15 protein-coding genes are annotated in these 13,359 nt (G+C 62.5%); 9 read left to right on the forward strand and 6 right to left on the reverse strand.

Features of this window, described 5'->3' with window-relative positions; translation table 11 throughout:
* Positions 1 to 83: 83 nt before the first annotated feature.
* The gene (locus tag AC1M7R_RS03845) at positions 84 to 1,910 is read right to left on the reverse strand and encodes a long-chain-acyl-CoA synthetase (RefSeq protein ID WP_072431601.1); all 1,827 of its coding nucleotides are present in this window, start codon (positions 1,908 to 1,910) and stop codon (positions 84 to 86) included.
* Positions 1,911 to 2,253: 343 nt separating this feature from the next.
* On the opposite strand from AC1M7R_RS03845, the gene AC1M7R_RS03850 reads away from it, so the two are divergent.
* On the forward strand, positions 2,254 to 2,532 hold the full coding sequence (locus AC1M7R_RS03850; protein WP_053149889.1) for a DUF3509 domain-containing protein: 279 nt from the start codon (positions 2,254 to 2,256) through the stop codon (positions 2,530 to 2,532).
* A 122-nt stretch (positions 2,533 to 2,654) separates the two neighbouring features.
* Here the strand turns inward: AC1M7R_RS03850 and AC1M7R_RS03855 are convergent, their stop codons facing one another.
* The 3 genes from AC1M7R_RS03855 to aroC are packed head-to-tail and all read right to left on the reverse strand — an operon-like array spanning position 2,655 to position 5,506.
* The gene (locus AC1M7R_RS03855; protein WP_072431602.1) at positions 2,655 to 3,200 is read right to left on the reverse strand and encodes a 1,2-dihydroxy-3-keto-5-methylthiopentene dioxygenase; all 546 of its coding nucleotides are present in this window, start codon (positions 3,198 to 3,200) and stop codon (positions 2,655 to 2,657) included.
* 34 nt (positions 3,201 to 3,234) lie between these two features.
* A complete protein-coding gene (locus AC1M7R_RS03860; protein WP_072431603.1) occupies positions 3,235 to 4,380 on the reverse strand; it encodes an MFS transporter in 1,146 nt (381 codons plus the stop codon).
* A gap of 34 nt (positions 4,381 to 4,414) precedes the next feature.
* Positions 4,415 to 5,506, reverse strand: coding sequence for a chorismate synthase (gene aroC, locus AC1M7R_RS03865; RefSeq protein WP_072431604.1), 1,092 nt, complete (start codon positions 5,504 to 5,506; stop codon positions 4,415 to 4,417).
* Between the two features lie 142 nt (positions 5,507 to 5,648).
* Between aroC and AC1M7R_RS03870 the strand changes: the two genes are divergently transcribed.
* Complete coding sequence (locus tag AC1M7R_RS03870; protein ID WP_072459317.1) at positions 5,649 to 6,614, forward strand: alpha/beta hydrolase; 966 nt, start codon at positions 5,649 to 5,651, stop codon at positions 6,612 to 6,614.
* 97 nt (positions 6,615 to 6,711) lie between these two features.
* Positions 6,712 to 7,500, forward strand: a complete 789-nt coding sequence (locus AC1M7R_RS03875) for a hypothetical protein (RefSeq protein WP_165887335.1) — start codon at positions 6,712 to 6,714, stop codon at positions 7,498 to 7,500.
* Between the two features lie 81 nt (positions 7,501 to 7,581).
* Here the strand turns inward: AC1M7R_RS03875 and prmB are convergent, their stop codons facing one another.
* Positions 7,582 to 8,490, reverse strand: coding sequence for a 50S ribosomal protein L3 N(5)-glutamine methyltransferase (prmB, locus tag AC1M7R_RS03880; protein WP_072393677.1), 909 nt, complete (start codon positions 8,488 to 8,490; stop codon positions 7,582 to 7,584).
* A 254-nt stretch (positions 8,491 to 8,744) separates the two neighbouring features.
* Here prmB and AC1M7R_RS03885 point away from each other — a divergent pair, with 254 nt between their 5' ends.
* The 5 genes from AC1M7R_RS03885 to AC1M7R_RS03905 all read left to right on the forward strand — a co-directional run bounded on the left by AC1M7R_RS03885 (position 8,745) and on the right by AC1M7R_RS03905 (position 11,509).
* On the forward strand, positions 8,745 to 9,335 hold the full coding sequence (locus tag AC1M7R_RS03885; protein ID WP_072393679.1) for a cysteine hydrolase family protein: 591 nt from the start codon (positions 8,745 to 8,747) through the stop codon (positions 9,333 to 9,335).
* Positions 9,336 to 9,457: 122 nt separating this feature from the next.
* A complete protein-coding gene (locus tag AC1M7R_RS03890) occupies positions 9,458 to 9,778 on the forward strand; it encodes a hypothetical protein (RefSeq protein ID WP_072393681.1) in 321 nt (106 codons plus the stop codon).
* Between the two features lie 75 nt (positions 9,779 to 9,853).
* Positions 9,854 to 10,411: a Smr/MutS family protein gene (locus tag AC1M7R_RS03895; RefSeq protein WP_072393683.1), complete on the forward strand. Its 558-nt coding sequence runs from the start codon at positions 9,854 to 9,856 to the stop codon at positions 10,409 to 10,411.
* A 77-nt stretch (positions 10,412 to 10,488) separates the two neighbouring features.
* The gene (gene folE, locus AC1M7R_RS03900; RefSeq protein ID WP_072431607.1) at positions 10,489 to 11,034 is read left to right on the forward strand and encodes a GTP cyclohydrolase I FolE; all 546 of its coding nucleotides are present in this window, start codon (positions 10,489 to 10,491) and stop codon (positions 11,032 to 11,034) included.
* A gap of 103 nt (positions 11,035 to 11,137) precedes the next feature.
* On the forward strand, positions 11,138 to 11,509 hold the full coding sequence (locus tag AC1M7R_RS03905) for a glutathione S-transferase N-terminal domain-containing protein (protein WP_072393841.1): 372 nt from the start codon (positions 11,138 to 11,140) through the stop codon (positions 11,507 to 11,509).
* 107 nt (positions 11,510 to 11,616) lie between these two features.
* Here AC1M7R_RS03905 and AC1M7R_RS03910 read toward each other — a convergent pair whose 3' ends face one another.
* Positions 11,617 to 12,783: an aminotransferase-like domain-containing protein gene (locus tag AC1M7R_RS03910; RefSeq protein ID WP_490610249.1), complete on the reverse strand. Its 1,167-nt coding sequence runs from the start codon at positions 12,781 to 12,783 to the stop codon at positions 11,617 to 11,619.
* A gap of 82 nt (positions 12,784 to 12,865) precedes the next feature.
* Between AC1M7R_RS03910 and AC1M7R_RS03915 the strand changes: the two genes are divergently transcribed.
* Positions 12,866 to 13,303, forward strand: a complete 438-nt coding sequence (locus AC1M7R_RS03915; RefSeq protein ID WP_072393846.1) for a MarR family winged helix-turn-helix transcriptional regulator — start codon at positions 12,866 to 12,868, stop codon at positions 13,301 to 13,303.
* The last annotated feature ends 56 nt before the right edge of the window (positions 13,304 to 13,359 follow it).

The following is a 13,359-nucleotide window of genomic DNA, read 5'->3' on the forward strand; positions in this document are numbered from 1 at the left end:
CTTGGCTCTTCACGAAGCGGCTAGTTTCCGGGGCGCCCCATGCCCTGTCACTCGCTTTTTTTCTGTACCGGCCATAGCCGTAGTCAATAACGGTATTGCCCGCCCTGAATCCGTGCGGCCAATGGCCGGTCGATGCGCACATAGGTTTCGGTGCCGGGCAGCCAGGCAAAGACCGGTTCGTCGCCGGTGACACAGGGATCGAAGGCCTCGGCCCTGAGGCGGTTCTTCTGGTACTTGAAGGTGCCGGTGGTGTCCATTTTCACCTTGATGCGCAAGAACAACGGCACCGCATAGCTCGGCAACTTGCCCTGGAGGAACAGGAGCAACTCGCTGAAATCCAGGGTCGCCAGGGACTCGGACGGGGTGATCGCCGCCATGCCTGCCCGGCCGTTGGTGCCATTGATCTCCACACCGTAAGCCACCGCCTCGGCCACTTGCGGATGCTGCAACAACACATTCTCGACCTCGGTGGTGGAGACGTTTTCACCTTTCCAACGATAGGTGTCACCCAGGCGATCGACGAATTGCCCATGACCGAAGCCGATGTTGCGCAGCAGATCGCCGGTGTTGAAGTAGCGGTCGCCCGGCACGAAGACGTCCCGGTAGATGGTCTTTTCGGTCTTGGCCGGATCGGTGTAGCCGTCCAGGGGAGCTTTGTCGTCAATGCGCGCCAACAGCAGGCCCGGCTGGCCCTTGGGAACCTTCTGCATGCGCCCCTGCAGGTTGCGCAGCGGTGCCCCGCTGTCATGGTCGTAGCGCACCAGCTCCCAGCCCATCAGGGAGAAACCGACGGTATTGTCGAAATTCAACACGTTGGTAAAGCCGATGTTGCCGTCGCTGGCGGCGTACAGCTCGCAGATATGTTCCACGCCAAAGCGCGTCTTGAAAGCCGACCAGGCCCCCGGTCGCAGGCCGTTGCCGATCATCTTGCGCACCCGGTGCCGGCGGTCTTCGGTACTGGCTGGCTGGTCGATCAGGTATCGGCACAACTCACCGACATACCCCAGGGTAGTGGCCCTATAGCGACGCACATCGCTCCAGAAATGGCTGGCGCTGAACTTGCGCCGGATCGCGAATCCCGAGGCTCCGCAGATTGCCGCGCCCCAGCAGACGCACAGGCCCGTGGCGTGGTACAGCGGCAAGGTGCAATAGAGAATGTCATCGGGCTTCATGTCCAGGGCGATCAGCCCGAAGCTGGTGGAAGTGCGCATCCAGCGGCCATGGCGGAACACGCCGGCCTTGGGCAGCCCGGTGGTGCCCGAGGTGTAGAGGTAAAAGCAGGGGTCGTTGGAAAAGACCTGCCGGCTGCTGGCCGGGTTATCGTGCGGGTAGTCTGCGGTACTGCCCATCAGGTCGACGAACCCCTCGGGCATGGCGGCGCTCTGTTCATCCGCGACCCACCAGGTGCGGGTGTCCGATAATCCGGTTCGGCCGCGTACTTCATTGAACGCCGGGACCCGCTCGTCGCCCACCACCACGGCCACCGGCGCGACCAACGCCAGGCTGTGGACAAGTGCATCCCCCGTCTGCGAGGTGTTGACCATGGCGCTGACCGCGCCGACCTTCGCCACGGCCAATACCGTGACCAGCAACTGCGGACGGTTCTCCAGGAAGATGGCGATGCAGTCACCCTTACCGATCCCTTGCGCCAAAAGGTAGTGGGCGATGCGATTGGCTTGCTCGTTGACCTGTGCATAACTCAAGCAGAGGTCGCCGCACAGCAGCGCCGGCCCCTGGGGGTTGCGCTGGACGGCCTGTTCGAAACACCAGCCCAGGCCGCAGGGCTGGGTCGGGTCCTGGACGTTGGCCAGCTTGAGGCCTTTGACGATCCGGGGAACGGCCCTGGCCAGGGTGGGCAGCTTGCGCAGCATCATGCCCCAGGTAATGGCATCGCTGGGTGTTGGACTCATGGATTTCCCGTTCGACCTTCGAGTGTCTTGTTATCGGGCGGAAGGTGGTATGGGCTCGAAAGTACGCCAGGGATCGCGGGGCTGTACATGCGGTTTTTGCAATGTTTTGTATCCCACCACCCTGGGAGCGAAACGGGAGCATCGCGAAGCGATTTGGTTCCGTAAAACATCGACCCACCACGCAAAATGCAGGATGCACGATGGCCATTCATGCAAAATGCACGACCGCAAAAACCCATTGAAAATTTAACCTATTGTTTTTAAAGGCATTTATTTAACTTCAAAGGCTGGCACAGACACTGCAACAGCTCCTCCACGGTTTGCCTCACCATGGAGCAGTCACATGAACATGATTCAAGAAAAGTTTGCATCCCTGTTTTCCAACTATGAAGTCACCACTCAGGCACGCCCGGACGGCGGCATCCTGCTGACCTTGCGCAACAGCGAAGGCAAACTGTTCAAACGCACGATTTCCTACGCCCAGTTGCACGCCGGGGATCAACTGTCCTGGGCCATCAGCGCCATCCGTCGTGACCTGGCTGAGCAGGCCAGCGAATTGCCGCAGATTACCCTGCTGCAGAGCCAACATCGCTTCGCGCTGCCGACCTATCACAGCGCCTGAGCCTGTCGAAAAAAAGCGGGCTTGCTGACAAAAGCGCGGTGCCAGTCAGTTGAATACTGGCCGACACCGCGCTTTTGCCAACAAGCCCGCTTCGTTTTTCCTGGCACGCTCAAGGCGCCGCGTCAGTCCTCGAGCCGTGGGAAACGGCTGGCAATGTCATTGCCGGTGAACCGGGCGGCGCGCTTTTCCTGATCTTTGAACAGGCGAAGAGTCACGTAATACGGTTGCTCCCCCATGTCGAACCAGTGAGACGTGCCGGCGGGCACCGAGATCAGGTCGTTCTTTTCACACAGCACGGCGTAGATGTAATCGTCCATGTGCAGGCTGAACAGGCCACGACCGGCCAAGAAAAAACGGACTTCGTCCTGTTCGTAGTGGTGCTCTTCGAGGAGCCGGGCGCGGACTTCGTCTTTTTGCGGATGGTCGTTATCCAAGCTGATGACCTCGACCTCACACAATCCCTCCTCACCCATCCACTGCTCGATCCGGGGCCGGTAGGCCGCGATGATCTCGTCGTGGGTCGCGTCAGGCTGGATCTTCGTGGCGGCTTGCCAACGCTCGAAGCGAACGCCCTTTTCGGCCAGGGTCGCGGCGATATCTTCGAAGTGGGTCAGCACCTTGTTCGGGATGTCGGGGCTTGAGAGGTGATAAACGGACAGGCTGCTCATGACTGTGGCTCCAGCAAATTAACGGTTCGAAGGCTCATGGCCTGTCCTCTTTCATGCGAATGGCAATGAGGACTGCTGCCGCAAAGGCCGCGAGGCTGGCGATATTGAATGTCCAACTGGCGCCCAGGGCATTCCAGCTGTAGCCGGAATACAACGCACCCAGCGCCCCACCCGTGCCAGCCAGCGCTGCGTACAGCGCCTGACCCTGGCCTTGCTGGCGTGGGCCGAAGCTACGTTGCACGAAATGGATGGCGGCGGCATGGAAGCTGCCAAAGGTGGCGGCATGCAGCACCTGGGCAAACAGCAGCACCCAGAGGAACTCGGCCAGCGATCCCAGCAGCACCCAGCGCAATGCCGCCAACAGGAAACTCGCCAGCAGCACACGACGCACGGAAAAGCGCGCGAGGATCCGGCTCATCAACAGGAACATCAAGACTTCGGCTACCACGCCCACGGCCCAGAGCACGCCGATCAGGCCGCGACTGTAGCCCAGGTGTTCCAGGTGCAGGGTCAGGAAGGTGTAATACGGCCCATGGCTCACCTGCATCAGGCCGACGCAGGCATAGAACGCCAAGACGCCCGGGTTGCGCAGTTGGCGCAGGAAACCATCCCCCGCCACCCGGGGCCCCTGCACCGGCTGGGCGTTGGGCACCCAGAAACTGGCGAACACGATGCCGCCCATGATCAGCACCAGCGCCACCGGATAGATGTCCAGGCTCAGCCATTCGAGCAGCCGCCCCAGGGCCACCACCGCGATGATGAAGCCGATGGAGCCCCACAGGCGAACCTGGCTGTAGCGCGAGGCCTGGCCCCCCAGATGAGCCAGGGTAATGACCTCGAACTGGGGCAACACCGCATGCCAGAAGAAGGCATGCAGCGCCATCACCATCGCCAGCCAGGCATAGCTCTTGTCGATGAAGATCAGGGAAAAGGTCAGCAGCGTGCAGATCGCGCCGAAACGCACGATTGCCAGGCGCTGGCCGGTGTAGTCCCCCAGCCAGCCCCAGATATTCGGCGCCACGCAGCGCATCAGCATGGGAATCGCCACCAGCTCGCCGATGCGCGCCGCATTGAAACCCAGATGATCGAAATACAGCGCCAGGAACGGCGCCGTCGAACCGAGCAGCGCGAAATAGAACAGATAGAAACTGGAGAGCCGCCAGTACGGCAGTGCCGCCACGGTCGTCAGGCCACGGCGGTCGGCAGGCCAGCCATCAAAGCTGACCCAGCGCCGGCGTGGCGACCCGCACGCCGGCGTTCTGGCCGCGATGACGCAGCAGGTGGTCCATCAGCACGATCGCCATCATCGCCTCGGCGATTGGCGTAGCCCGAATGCCGACACAGGGGTCGTGACGGCCCTTGGTGATCACGTCCACCGGATTGCCGTGGATGTCGATGGAGCGCCCCGGGGTGGTGATACTGGACGTGGGCTTCAGCGCCAGGTGCGCCACGATCGGCTGGCCCGAGGAAATGCCGCCGAGGATGCCACCCGCATTGTTGCTCAGGAAACCCTGCGGCGTCAGCTCGTCACGGTGCTCGGTGCCACGTTGGGCGATGCAGGCGAAACCGGCGCCGATCTCCACCCCTTTCACCGCGTTGATGCTCATCAACGCATGGGCCAGTTCCGCGTCGAGACGGTCGAAGATCGGCTCGCCGAGGCCGGGCATCACGCCTTCGGCCACCACGGTGATCTTCGCACCGACCGAGTCCTGGTCCCGACGCAGCTGGTCCATGTAGGCCTCGAGCTCCGGCACCTTGTCCGGGTCAGGGCTGAAGAAGGCGTTCTGCTCCACCGAGTCCCAGGTCTTGAACGGAATCTCGATGGGCCCCAGCTGGCTCATGTAGCCGCGGATCACGATGCCCTGGCTGGCCAGGTATTTCTTGGCAATCGCCCCGGCCGCCACGCGCATGGCGGTTTCCCGGGCCGAACTGCGACCGCCGCCACGGTAGTCGCGCTCACCGTACTTGTGGTGGTAGGTGTAGTCGGCGTGGGCCGGCCGGAACAGGTCCTTGATGGCCGAGTAGTCCTTGGATTTCTGGTCGGTGTTGCGGATCAGCAGGCCGATGGCGCAGCCGGTGGTGCGACCTTCGAACACCCCGGAGAGGATTTCGACTTCATCGGCTTCCTGGCGTTGGGTCGTATGGCGGCTGGTGCCCGGCTTGCGGCGGTCCAGGTCACGCTGCAGGTCTTCCAGGGAAATCTCCAGGCCCGGCGGGCAGCCGTCGACAATGGCGACCAACGCCGGGCCATGGCTTTCGCCCGCGGTGGTGACAGTGAACAGCTTGCCGTAGGTATTGCCGGACATGCAGGGTGCTCCGTGAAATCGCTGAGAGACTCAACCTTGGATTCGTGATGGACGCCAGTATACGCAGGCTCCCTGCGTAGTTCATCCTCGAACCTTATCGAGGCCCGTCAGTCCAACCGGCACCTTCGCAACTAATGGCGTGATGATGTTAAACCTGCTTGCCCTGAGCCTCACCCTGTTCACTTGCCTGTTTTGCGGCTTGGCCCAGGCCACGGTCCTGCAACGCCCCATCAGCCTCGACACGGGCAACGGTGAGCTGTTCGGCACCTTGTTGTTGCCCAAGGCCGATACGCCCGTGCCGGTTGTCCTGATCATCTCCGGCTCCGGCCCCACGGATCGCGACGGCAACAACCCCGAAGGCGGGCGCAACGACAGCCTCAAGCGCCTGGCCTGGGTGCTGGCCAGGCACAATATCGCCAGTGTGCGCTACGACAAGCGCGGGGTGGCCGCCAGCCTGGCCGCCACTGCGGATGAACGCAACCTGAGCGTCGAAGCCTACGTGGCCGATGCCGTGGCCTGGAGTCGCAAGCTCGCCGCCGATCCGCGCTTGGGGCCGCTGGTCCTGCTTGGGCACAGCGAGGGTGCCTTGATCGCCAGTCTCGCCGCTCCCCAGGCCAGCGCGGTGGCGGTGGTTTCAGTGGGCGGCAGTGCCCGGCCGATCGACCAGGTGCTTCGCCAACAACTGGGCAGCCGCCTGCCGCCTCCCCTGATGCTACGCAGCAACGAGCTGCTCGACAGCCTCAAGGGCGGTCGAGTCGACCTGAATGTGCCGCCACAACTGCAGTTCATCTTCCGCCCCAGCGTCCAGCCGTACCTGATCTCGCTGTTCCGCCAGGATCCGGCCCAGGCTTTCGCCGCACTGAAGATGCCGGCGCTGATCGTCCAGGGCACTCACGACATTCAGGTCGGTGTCGATGACGCCAGGCAGTTGAAGGCCGCCAAGCCCGACGCCGAGCTGGCGCTGGTCAATGGCATGAATCATGTGCTGCGCATCGTGCCCAACGATGAGAGACGCCAACTGCAATCCTACAAGGACCCCAACCTGCCCCTGGCAGCGGAACTGGGCATCCGGATCGTGGGTTTTATCGACTCGATCACTTCCCGTTAAGCGATTAACGCTCCAGTCCTGGCAAAAACGGCCGATAAACCGGTGTCGGACAGCGCATTGGCTGCCGAGGAGCCGGCCTGGACAGGATTTTGCCGCTATGACTGAAACTGAAACTTCACCCGACACCACCGCCGAGACCGCTGCCCCGCCAAGCGCGGAGCTGCCCTGGGCGGACGTGCAGGCCGAACACCACAAGATGCTCCGGCTGGCACCGCTCAAGACCGATCGCGCCACGGGTGCGCGGCCATTGCGGTTCGTCGAATTCAGCTATGCCGAGCGGCACAGCAAGGAGCGCAGCCTGCTGCGCATGAGCATCCAGTTGCCGGGCCAGCGGGTGCGCAAGGAACAGAACCACCTGGACGTCTGGGCCGACCACGTGGAAAAACGCCTGCATTTTTCCCCGGAGAGCCTGCAGGTCGAGCCGATGAATCGTGGCATTGGCCGCTTCCTCGCGGCCCAGGGTATTGCCTGGGCCAAGAAGCGCTGGTCGAGCTATCGGGTGGAAGGCACCGACCTGAACAACAAGGACGCGCTGAACGAAGACACCCGCCTGCGCCGCGATCACTTCCTCAAGGCCCAGGGTTTAGAGGTGGTCTACGCCGACGCCCAGCACCTCAAGGGCAGCGTCAAGGCCGTCCAGGTCGGCGACCTGGTGGGAGACTGGAACACCGAGAAGCTGCAGTTCGTGACCATCCTGGAAGCCGCGCAGATGCTGCAGCAAGCCGAGCAGAACCTGGCGGAACAGGAAGTCAAGATCAAGCAGCAGGAAGAGAGGGTCAGCAAGTTCAAGCGCGAAGACACCGGCCTGCGCTTCACCATCACCTGCCTGGTGGCTTTCGCCATGTTCCAGGCGGGGTTGCTGATCTGGATTGCGACGCGGCACTGATTGAGGGCCGCTTGAAACATAACCCCGTGGCGAGGGGATTTATCCCCTCACCACAAGGACAGTTCCGTCAGCTCACTCGGGTCAAACCCGCGAAGCAAACAACGCCTGATGCTGGCGGCACTGTTCGGCGCTGAGCATGAACACGCCATGGCCGCCCCGCTCGAACTCCAGCCAGGCGAAATCCACTTCCGGGTAGAGTGCCTCGACGTGCACCTGGCTGTTGCCCACCTCGACGATCAACAGCCCTTTTTCGGTCAGATGATCGGCCGCCTCGGCCAGCATCCGGCGGACCAGGTTCAGGCCATCATCGCCGCAGGCCAGGCCCAGCTCCGGCTCATGCTGGTATTCCTGGGGCATGTCGGCGAAGTCTTGCGCATCGACATAGGGCGGGTTCGACACGATCAGGTCGAAGCGCTGCCCCGGCAGGCCATCGAAACCATCGCCCTGGACCGTGAAGACCCGCTCGTCGACGACATGGCGCTCGATGTTCTGGTTGGCCACTTCCAACGCCTCGAACGACAGGTCGGCCAGCACCACTTCGGCCTCGGGAAATTCCTGGGCACAGGCGATGCCGATGCAGCCGGAACCGGTGCAAAGGTCGAGAATCCGTGTCGGTTCCTGGCCCAGCCAGGGCTCGAAGCGTTTTTCGATCAGCTCGCCGATGGGGGAGCGCGGAATGAGCACGCGCTCGTCGACAATGAAAGACATCCCGCAGAACCAGGCTTCGCCCAGCAGGTAGGCCGCCGGGATGCGCTCGGCGATACGCCGATGCAGCAGGCGTTGTACATGGACCAGCTCTTCGTCTTCGAGGCGGCAGTCCAGGTAGCTGTCGGAGATTTCCCAAGGCAGATGCAATGCCCCCAACACCAGTTGCCGGGCTTCGTCCCAGGCGTTGTCGGTGCCATGGCCGAAAAACAGATCCTCCCCGTGGAAACGGCTGACGGCCCAACGGATATGGTCGCGCAGGGTACGAAGGCGGGAAGTGATCACGGCGGCAAACTCCAGAAAAAACGACGGGCGAGTCTAACAGCCAAACACGTCCCAGCCCAAACCCGCCTCGGGGACCACTGAAATTCCCGAAGAGATTGTAGGATCCTTCCGTTTTTCGAGTGCCCCCATTGAACAATACAGGCATCTTGACAAGGCTGTAGGCCAGCAACGGCGGCCCTTGCGATGGAAGCGATTCACAGAACCGCTCAGCCAGAGGAGAATGTCGCAAAAGCCCCACTCGAAGGAGCCCCAGAATGTCCGTTCCAAAAACGATGTTTCAACTCAGTGGCCGTGGTTACGCGGCGGCCAACCTGAGTCAAGCGACCCTGATCATCATCGATGCCCAGAAGGAATACCTCGCCGGCCCCCTGGCCCTGAGCGGCATGGATGCAGCGGTCGCGAACATCAAGCAATTGCTCGGTGCGGCCCGTGCCGCCGGTCGACCGATCGTGCATGTGCGCCACCTGGGCACCCACGGCGGGCTGTTCGACCCCCAGGGCGAACGCGGCGAGTTCATTCCGGGCCTGGAACCTGAGGGTGACGAGATCGTCATCGGCAAGCTGCTGCCCAGCGCATTCCACGGCACGGACCTGAAGAAACGCCTGGAAGAGCTCGGCCCCCTCGACCTGATCGTCTGCGGATTCATGAGCCACTCCAGCGTCAGCACCACGGTACGCGCCGCCAAGAACCTGGGCTTTCGCTGCACGCTGGTGGAAGACGCCTGCGCCACCCGCGACCTGCCGCACAAGGGCACCGTCCTCAGCGCCGAACACGTGCACCAGACCGAAATGGCGATCATGGCGGACAACTTCGCCACCCTGGCCCTGACCCAGGACCTTATCTGACCCTGCCTCGATGAGCGGCCCTGTTCCGCCGCTCATCCGCAAAAGCCACTCACTCGCCAGGCCTCAGGAACAACCCGAACATCTTCCGGTCGAAGGGCCGATACCCATTGAGGAAGGTCGGAATGAAGTTATCCGATGGTTTTGACGCACGTCGCCTGCGGCCCAAGGGCCCGAGCAACTGGCGATTTCGTTTCGGCGCGGCGATCGCTGCGCTGCTGGCAACACTCGGTGTGCTGCTGGCCATGGCCGGTGCCGCCAGCCTGCTGGGACGCCCGCCCGCACTGGGCGAGCTGAACGCCACCCCCCTGGGCTCGGCGATCATCCTGGCGGTCGGCCTGCTGGTGCTGCTGCTGGGCATCTGGCTCTGGCGCCGCTGCCGCCGTCGCGCCCGCCAATCCCTGGAGCTGGCCATGGCTCCCCACCTGATGAAAAAACACGACTGAACCACCGCCCGACGTTTTTCTCGCGCCCGATCCCGCCGGACTTGGGTAAACTGGCCGGCCTTCGCGGAGGCTGACATGCAAGACGACGACTTTTCCCTGTTCAAGAGTGCGATCCAGGGCGTAAAACCGATCAAGCACGATCGCGCCGAAACCGGCAAACCCAAGACCGATCGCGCCCAGATCGCCAAGCTGCGCCAGGCCGCCACCGTACGCGCCGACGCCACCACCGTGGACGGTTTGTCCGATCAGTTCGTGATCGACGTCGGGCCGGAAGACGAATTGATGTGGGCCCGCGATGGCGTCCAGGAAAGCCAGATGCGCAAGCTGAAGGCCGGCCAGATCCCCTTCGAAGGCAGCCTCGACCTGCACGGCATGAGCGTCGAAAAAGCTCGGGAAACCCTCTGGGCCTTCCTGGCCGAGGCCACCCGGTTCGAAATCCGCTGCGTACGCGTCACCCACGGCAAGGCCGTGCGCCTGGACGGCAAGCGGCCAATGATCAAGAGCCACGTCAACACCTGGCTGCGCCAGCACCCGCAAGTACTGGGCTTCACGTCCTGCCAGGCGAAACACGGCGGCGCCGGGGCGGTGTACGTGATGCTCAAGCGCACCATGATGGAAGGCCGCGACGAGTAGCCCTCGATTGCCGAGCTTGCAGCGCCGTGTCCGCCACCGTACCCTTGCCCTTTGCGTAAAATCCCACAGGTAGTTTCATGTCTCTGGAACAGAATTACACCGCGATTCTCGGCCAACTGGGCGAGGACGTCTCCCGCGAGGGCCTGCTCGACACGCCCAAGCGCGCTGCCAAGGCCATGCAGTACCTCTGCCGCGGTTATGGACAGACCCTCGAAGAGGTCACCAATGGAGCCTTGTTCAGCTCCGACAACAGCGAAATGGTGCTGGTCAAGGACATCGAGCTGTACTCGCTGTGCGAGCATCACTTGCTGCCATTCATCGGCAAGGCCCACGTCGCCTACATCCCCAGCGGCAAGGTGCTGGGGCTGTCGAAGGTGGCGCGCATCGTCGACATGTATGCGCGTCGCCTGCAGATCCAGGAAAACCTCAGCCGCCAGATCGCCGACGCGGTCCAGCAGGTGACCGGTGCCCTGGGCGTGGCCGTGGTGATCGAGGCCAAGCACATGTGCATGATGATGCGTGGTGTGGAAAAGCAGAATTCTTCCATGATCACCTCAGTGATGCTGGGCGAGTTCCGGGAAAACGCCGCGACCCGCAGCGAATTCCTCAGCCTCATCAAGTAATCCGTCTCACGAAAAAAACCGGCAGTGATCGCCGGTTTTTTTTCGTCCGCGAAAAATCAGGTAAGCTGCGCCCCCTCTTCTTCCCTGCCGTGAGGCTTGTCACGTGATCGTCAAAGCGCTTCGGGTTGGCCTGGGCCAGCTCATCATCTTCATCGATTTCATCACCCGTCCCGCCAAGAAGCGGCGTTCGGCCGAGGCCCAGGCGCAAGTGGACCAGGCGGCACGCAGCCTGACGCTGTACCAGTTCCATGCTTGCCCGTTCTGCGTGAAGACCCGCCGTACCCTGCACCGCCTCAACGTACCGGTGGCCCTGCGCGATGCGAAGAACAACGCCCAGGATCGCCAGACGCTGCTGGAGCAAGGCGGCAGGATCAAGGTGCCGTGCCTGCGTATTGAAGAAAATGGCGAGACCACCTGGATGTATGAGTCCAAGGTGATCATCGATTACCTGGACAAGCGCTTCTCGGTGGTCTGAGTTTTCGCTAGCCTGGGGACGGGCAACCCGCTCCCACAGAGTCCCATGCAACCTATGTGGGGTTTGCCTGCGAAGTGGCCAGCAAGATCAGCGCAAATGCTCCCACCTCAGGCCGCCTTTGCCGCCAGAGCCTGCCGCAGCACCCCCGCCAGCCGCTTGAGCCCTTCATCCAGGCGGGTCGGGTCGATGTGGCTGAAGTTCAAGCGCAAGTGTCCCGGGTGCTTGTCCGGCTCGGGAAAGAACGGCTCCCCCGGCATGAACGCGACGTCGGCCGCCAGCGCGGCGGCGAGCAAGGTGCGGGTGTCGAGGGGCTGCCTCAGGGTCAGCCAGAAAAACAGCCCGCCCTGGGGCACGTTCCAATCCGCGATGTCGCCAAAGTGTTTTTGCAGGCCCGCTTCGAAACGGTCGCGACGATCCCGGTAGAAATCCCTCAACACGCCAAGATGCCGCTGGTACTTCTCGCTGCCGATCCACTGCAAGGCCTGCCATTGTCCGATGCGATTGGTGTGCAGGTCCGCCGACTGCTTGAGCCGCAGCAGATGCGGGAACAGGTCCGGGCTGGCGATCAGGTAGCCCACCCGCAGCCCGGGAAGCAGGGTCTTCGACACCGTGCCGGTGTAGATCCAGCTGGCCTTTTTCAGGCGACTGACAATCGGCGTGGCGCTAGCACCGTCGAACGTCAGTTCGCGGTAGGGTTCGTCTTCGATCAAGGTCACGCCGAATTCATCCAGGAGCGCCGCCACCGCATCGCGCTTGGCCTCGCTGTAGCGCACCGCCGAAGGGTTCTGGAAAGTGGGAATCAGGTAGATGAATGCCGGTCGATGCCGCTCCAGCCGTGCCCGCAACTGCTGCAGGTCCGGACCATCGGCCTGCAACGGTACGGTGATGCAATCGGCGCCGAACAACTGGAAGATCTGCAACGCCGCCAGGTAGGTCGGCGCCTCCAGCATGACTTCGGTACCGACATCGATGTGCAGTTTCGCCGCCAGGTCGAGGGTCTGCTGGGAACCGCTGACCACCAGCACCTGGCTCGCTTCACAGGCCAGGCCCAACGACCGCGCCTGGGCCGCCAGGGCCTCACGCAGGGCCGGCTCCCCTTCGCTCATGCCATATTGACCCATGGCCGACGGCATGGCCTCCCACTCCACCTTCGGCAACATGGCTTCGGCCGGCAGGCCACCGGCGAACGACATCACTTCAGGGCGCTGGGCCGCGGCGAGGATTTCTCGGATCAACGAACTTTTGAGGCGCGAGACACGTTCGGAAAAAGCCATGGGATCACCCTGTAGCGAGGTGTTAGGGAAATAAGTCAAACTGCTTGACCGAAATTACCCCGACCTTTCTGGATACGTCAATATGCTTGACCTTAAAAACCCGACTTCCCAGCAAATGGCCATGGAAGCGTTCTTCTTCGGCTACCAGGCGTTCACCGCCAAGGCTGACGAGATGCTCGAACGACGTGGCTTGAGCCGGGTGCATCAGCGGATCGTCTTTTTCATCGCCCGCTACCCGACACTGAGCGTGAAAGAACTGCTGGGATTGCTTGGGGTGAGCAAACAGGCCCTGAACATGCCATTGCGGCAGTTGATGGAGATGCACCTGGTGAACAGCGTCGCCTCGCAGACCGACAAGCGTAAGCGGCTGCTGGAGCTGACCGCCGAAGGTGAGCGGTTCGAACAGGCGTTGCGGCGTGAACAGGTGAAACTGCTGGAGCGGGTGTTTGCCGAGGCTGGGGAGGCGGCGGTGGACGGGTGGTTGGCGGTGAATATGGCGTTGGGCAAGTCTGGCGACTGAGGCAAATTCCCATCGCCTGCGTCAATGCCTTCGCACGAAGACCGCTACCAAGAGGC

This window comes from Pseudomonas sp. MS01C9 (genome assembly GCF_058202755.1).

What these genes read in the sequence shown, in the direction of transcription:
- AC1M7R_RS03845 (WP_072431601.1), bottom strand. Translation starts at nt 1,910, where the DNA reads ATGAGTCCAACACCCAGCGATGCCATTACCTGGGGCATGATGCTGCGC.
- AC1M7R_RS03850 (WP_053149889.1), top strand. Translation starts at nt 2,254, where the DNA reads ATGAACATGATTCAAGAAAAGTTTGCATCCCTGTTTTCCAACTATGAA.
- AC1M7R_RS03855 (WP_072431602.1), bottom strand. Translation starts at nt 3,200, where the DNA reads ATGAGCAGCCTGTCCGTTTATCACCTCTCAAGCCCCGACATCCCGAAC.
- aroC (WP_072431604.1), bottom strand. Translation starts at nt 5,506, where the DNA reads ATGTCCGGCAATACCTACGGCAAGCTGTTCACTGTCACCACCGCGGGC.
- AC1M7R_RS03870 (WP_072459317.1), top strand. Translation starts at nt 5,649, where the DNA reads ATGATGTTAAACCTGCTTGCCCTGAGCCTCACCCTGTTCACTTGCCTG.
- AC1M7R_RS03875 (WP_165887335.1), top strand. Translation starts at nt 6,712, where the DNA reads ATGACTGAAACTGAAACTTCACCCGACACCACCGCCGAGACCGCTGCC.
- AC1M7R_RS03885 (WP_072393679.1), top strand. Translation starts at nt 8,745, where the DNA reads ATGTCCGTTCCAAAAACGATGTTTCAACTCAGTGGCCGTGGTTACGCG.
- AC1M7R_RS03890 (WP_072393681.1), top strand. Translation starts at nt 9,458, where the DNA reads ATGAAGTTATCCGATGGTTTTGACGCACGTCGCCTGCGGCCCAAGGGC.
- AC1M7R_RS03895 (WP_072393683.1), top strand. Translation starts at nt 9,854, where the DNA reads ATGCAAGACGACGACTTTTCCCTGTTCAAGAGTGCGATCCAGGGCGTA.
- folE (WP_072431607.1), top strand. Translation starts at nt 10,489, where the DNA reads ATGTCTCTGGAACAGAATTACACCGCGATTCTCGGCCAACTGGGCGAG.
- AC1M7R_RS03910 (WP_490610249.1), bottom strand. Translation starts at nt 12,783, where the DNA reads ATGGCTTTTTCCGAACGTGTCTCGCGCCTCAAAAGTTCGTTGATCCGA.
- AC1M7R_RS03915 (WP_072393846.1), top strand. Translation starts at nt 12,866, where the DNA reads ATGCTTGACCTTAAAAACCCGACTTCCCAGCAAATGGCCATGGAAGCG.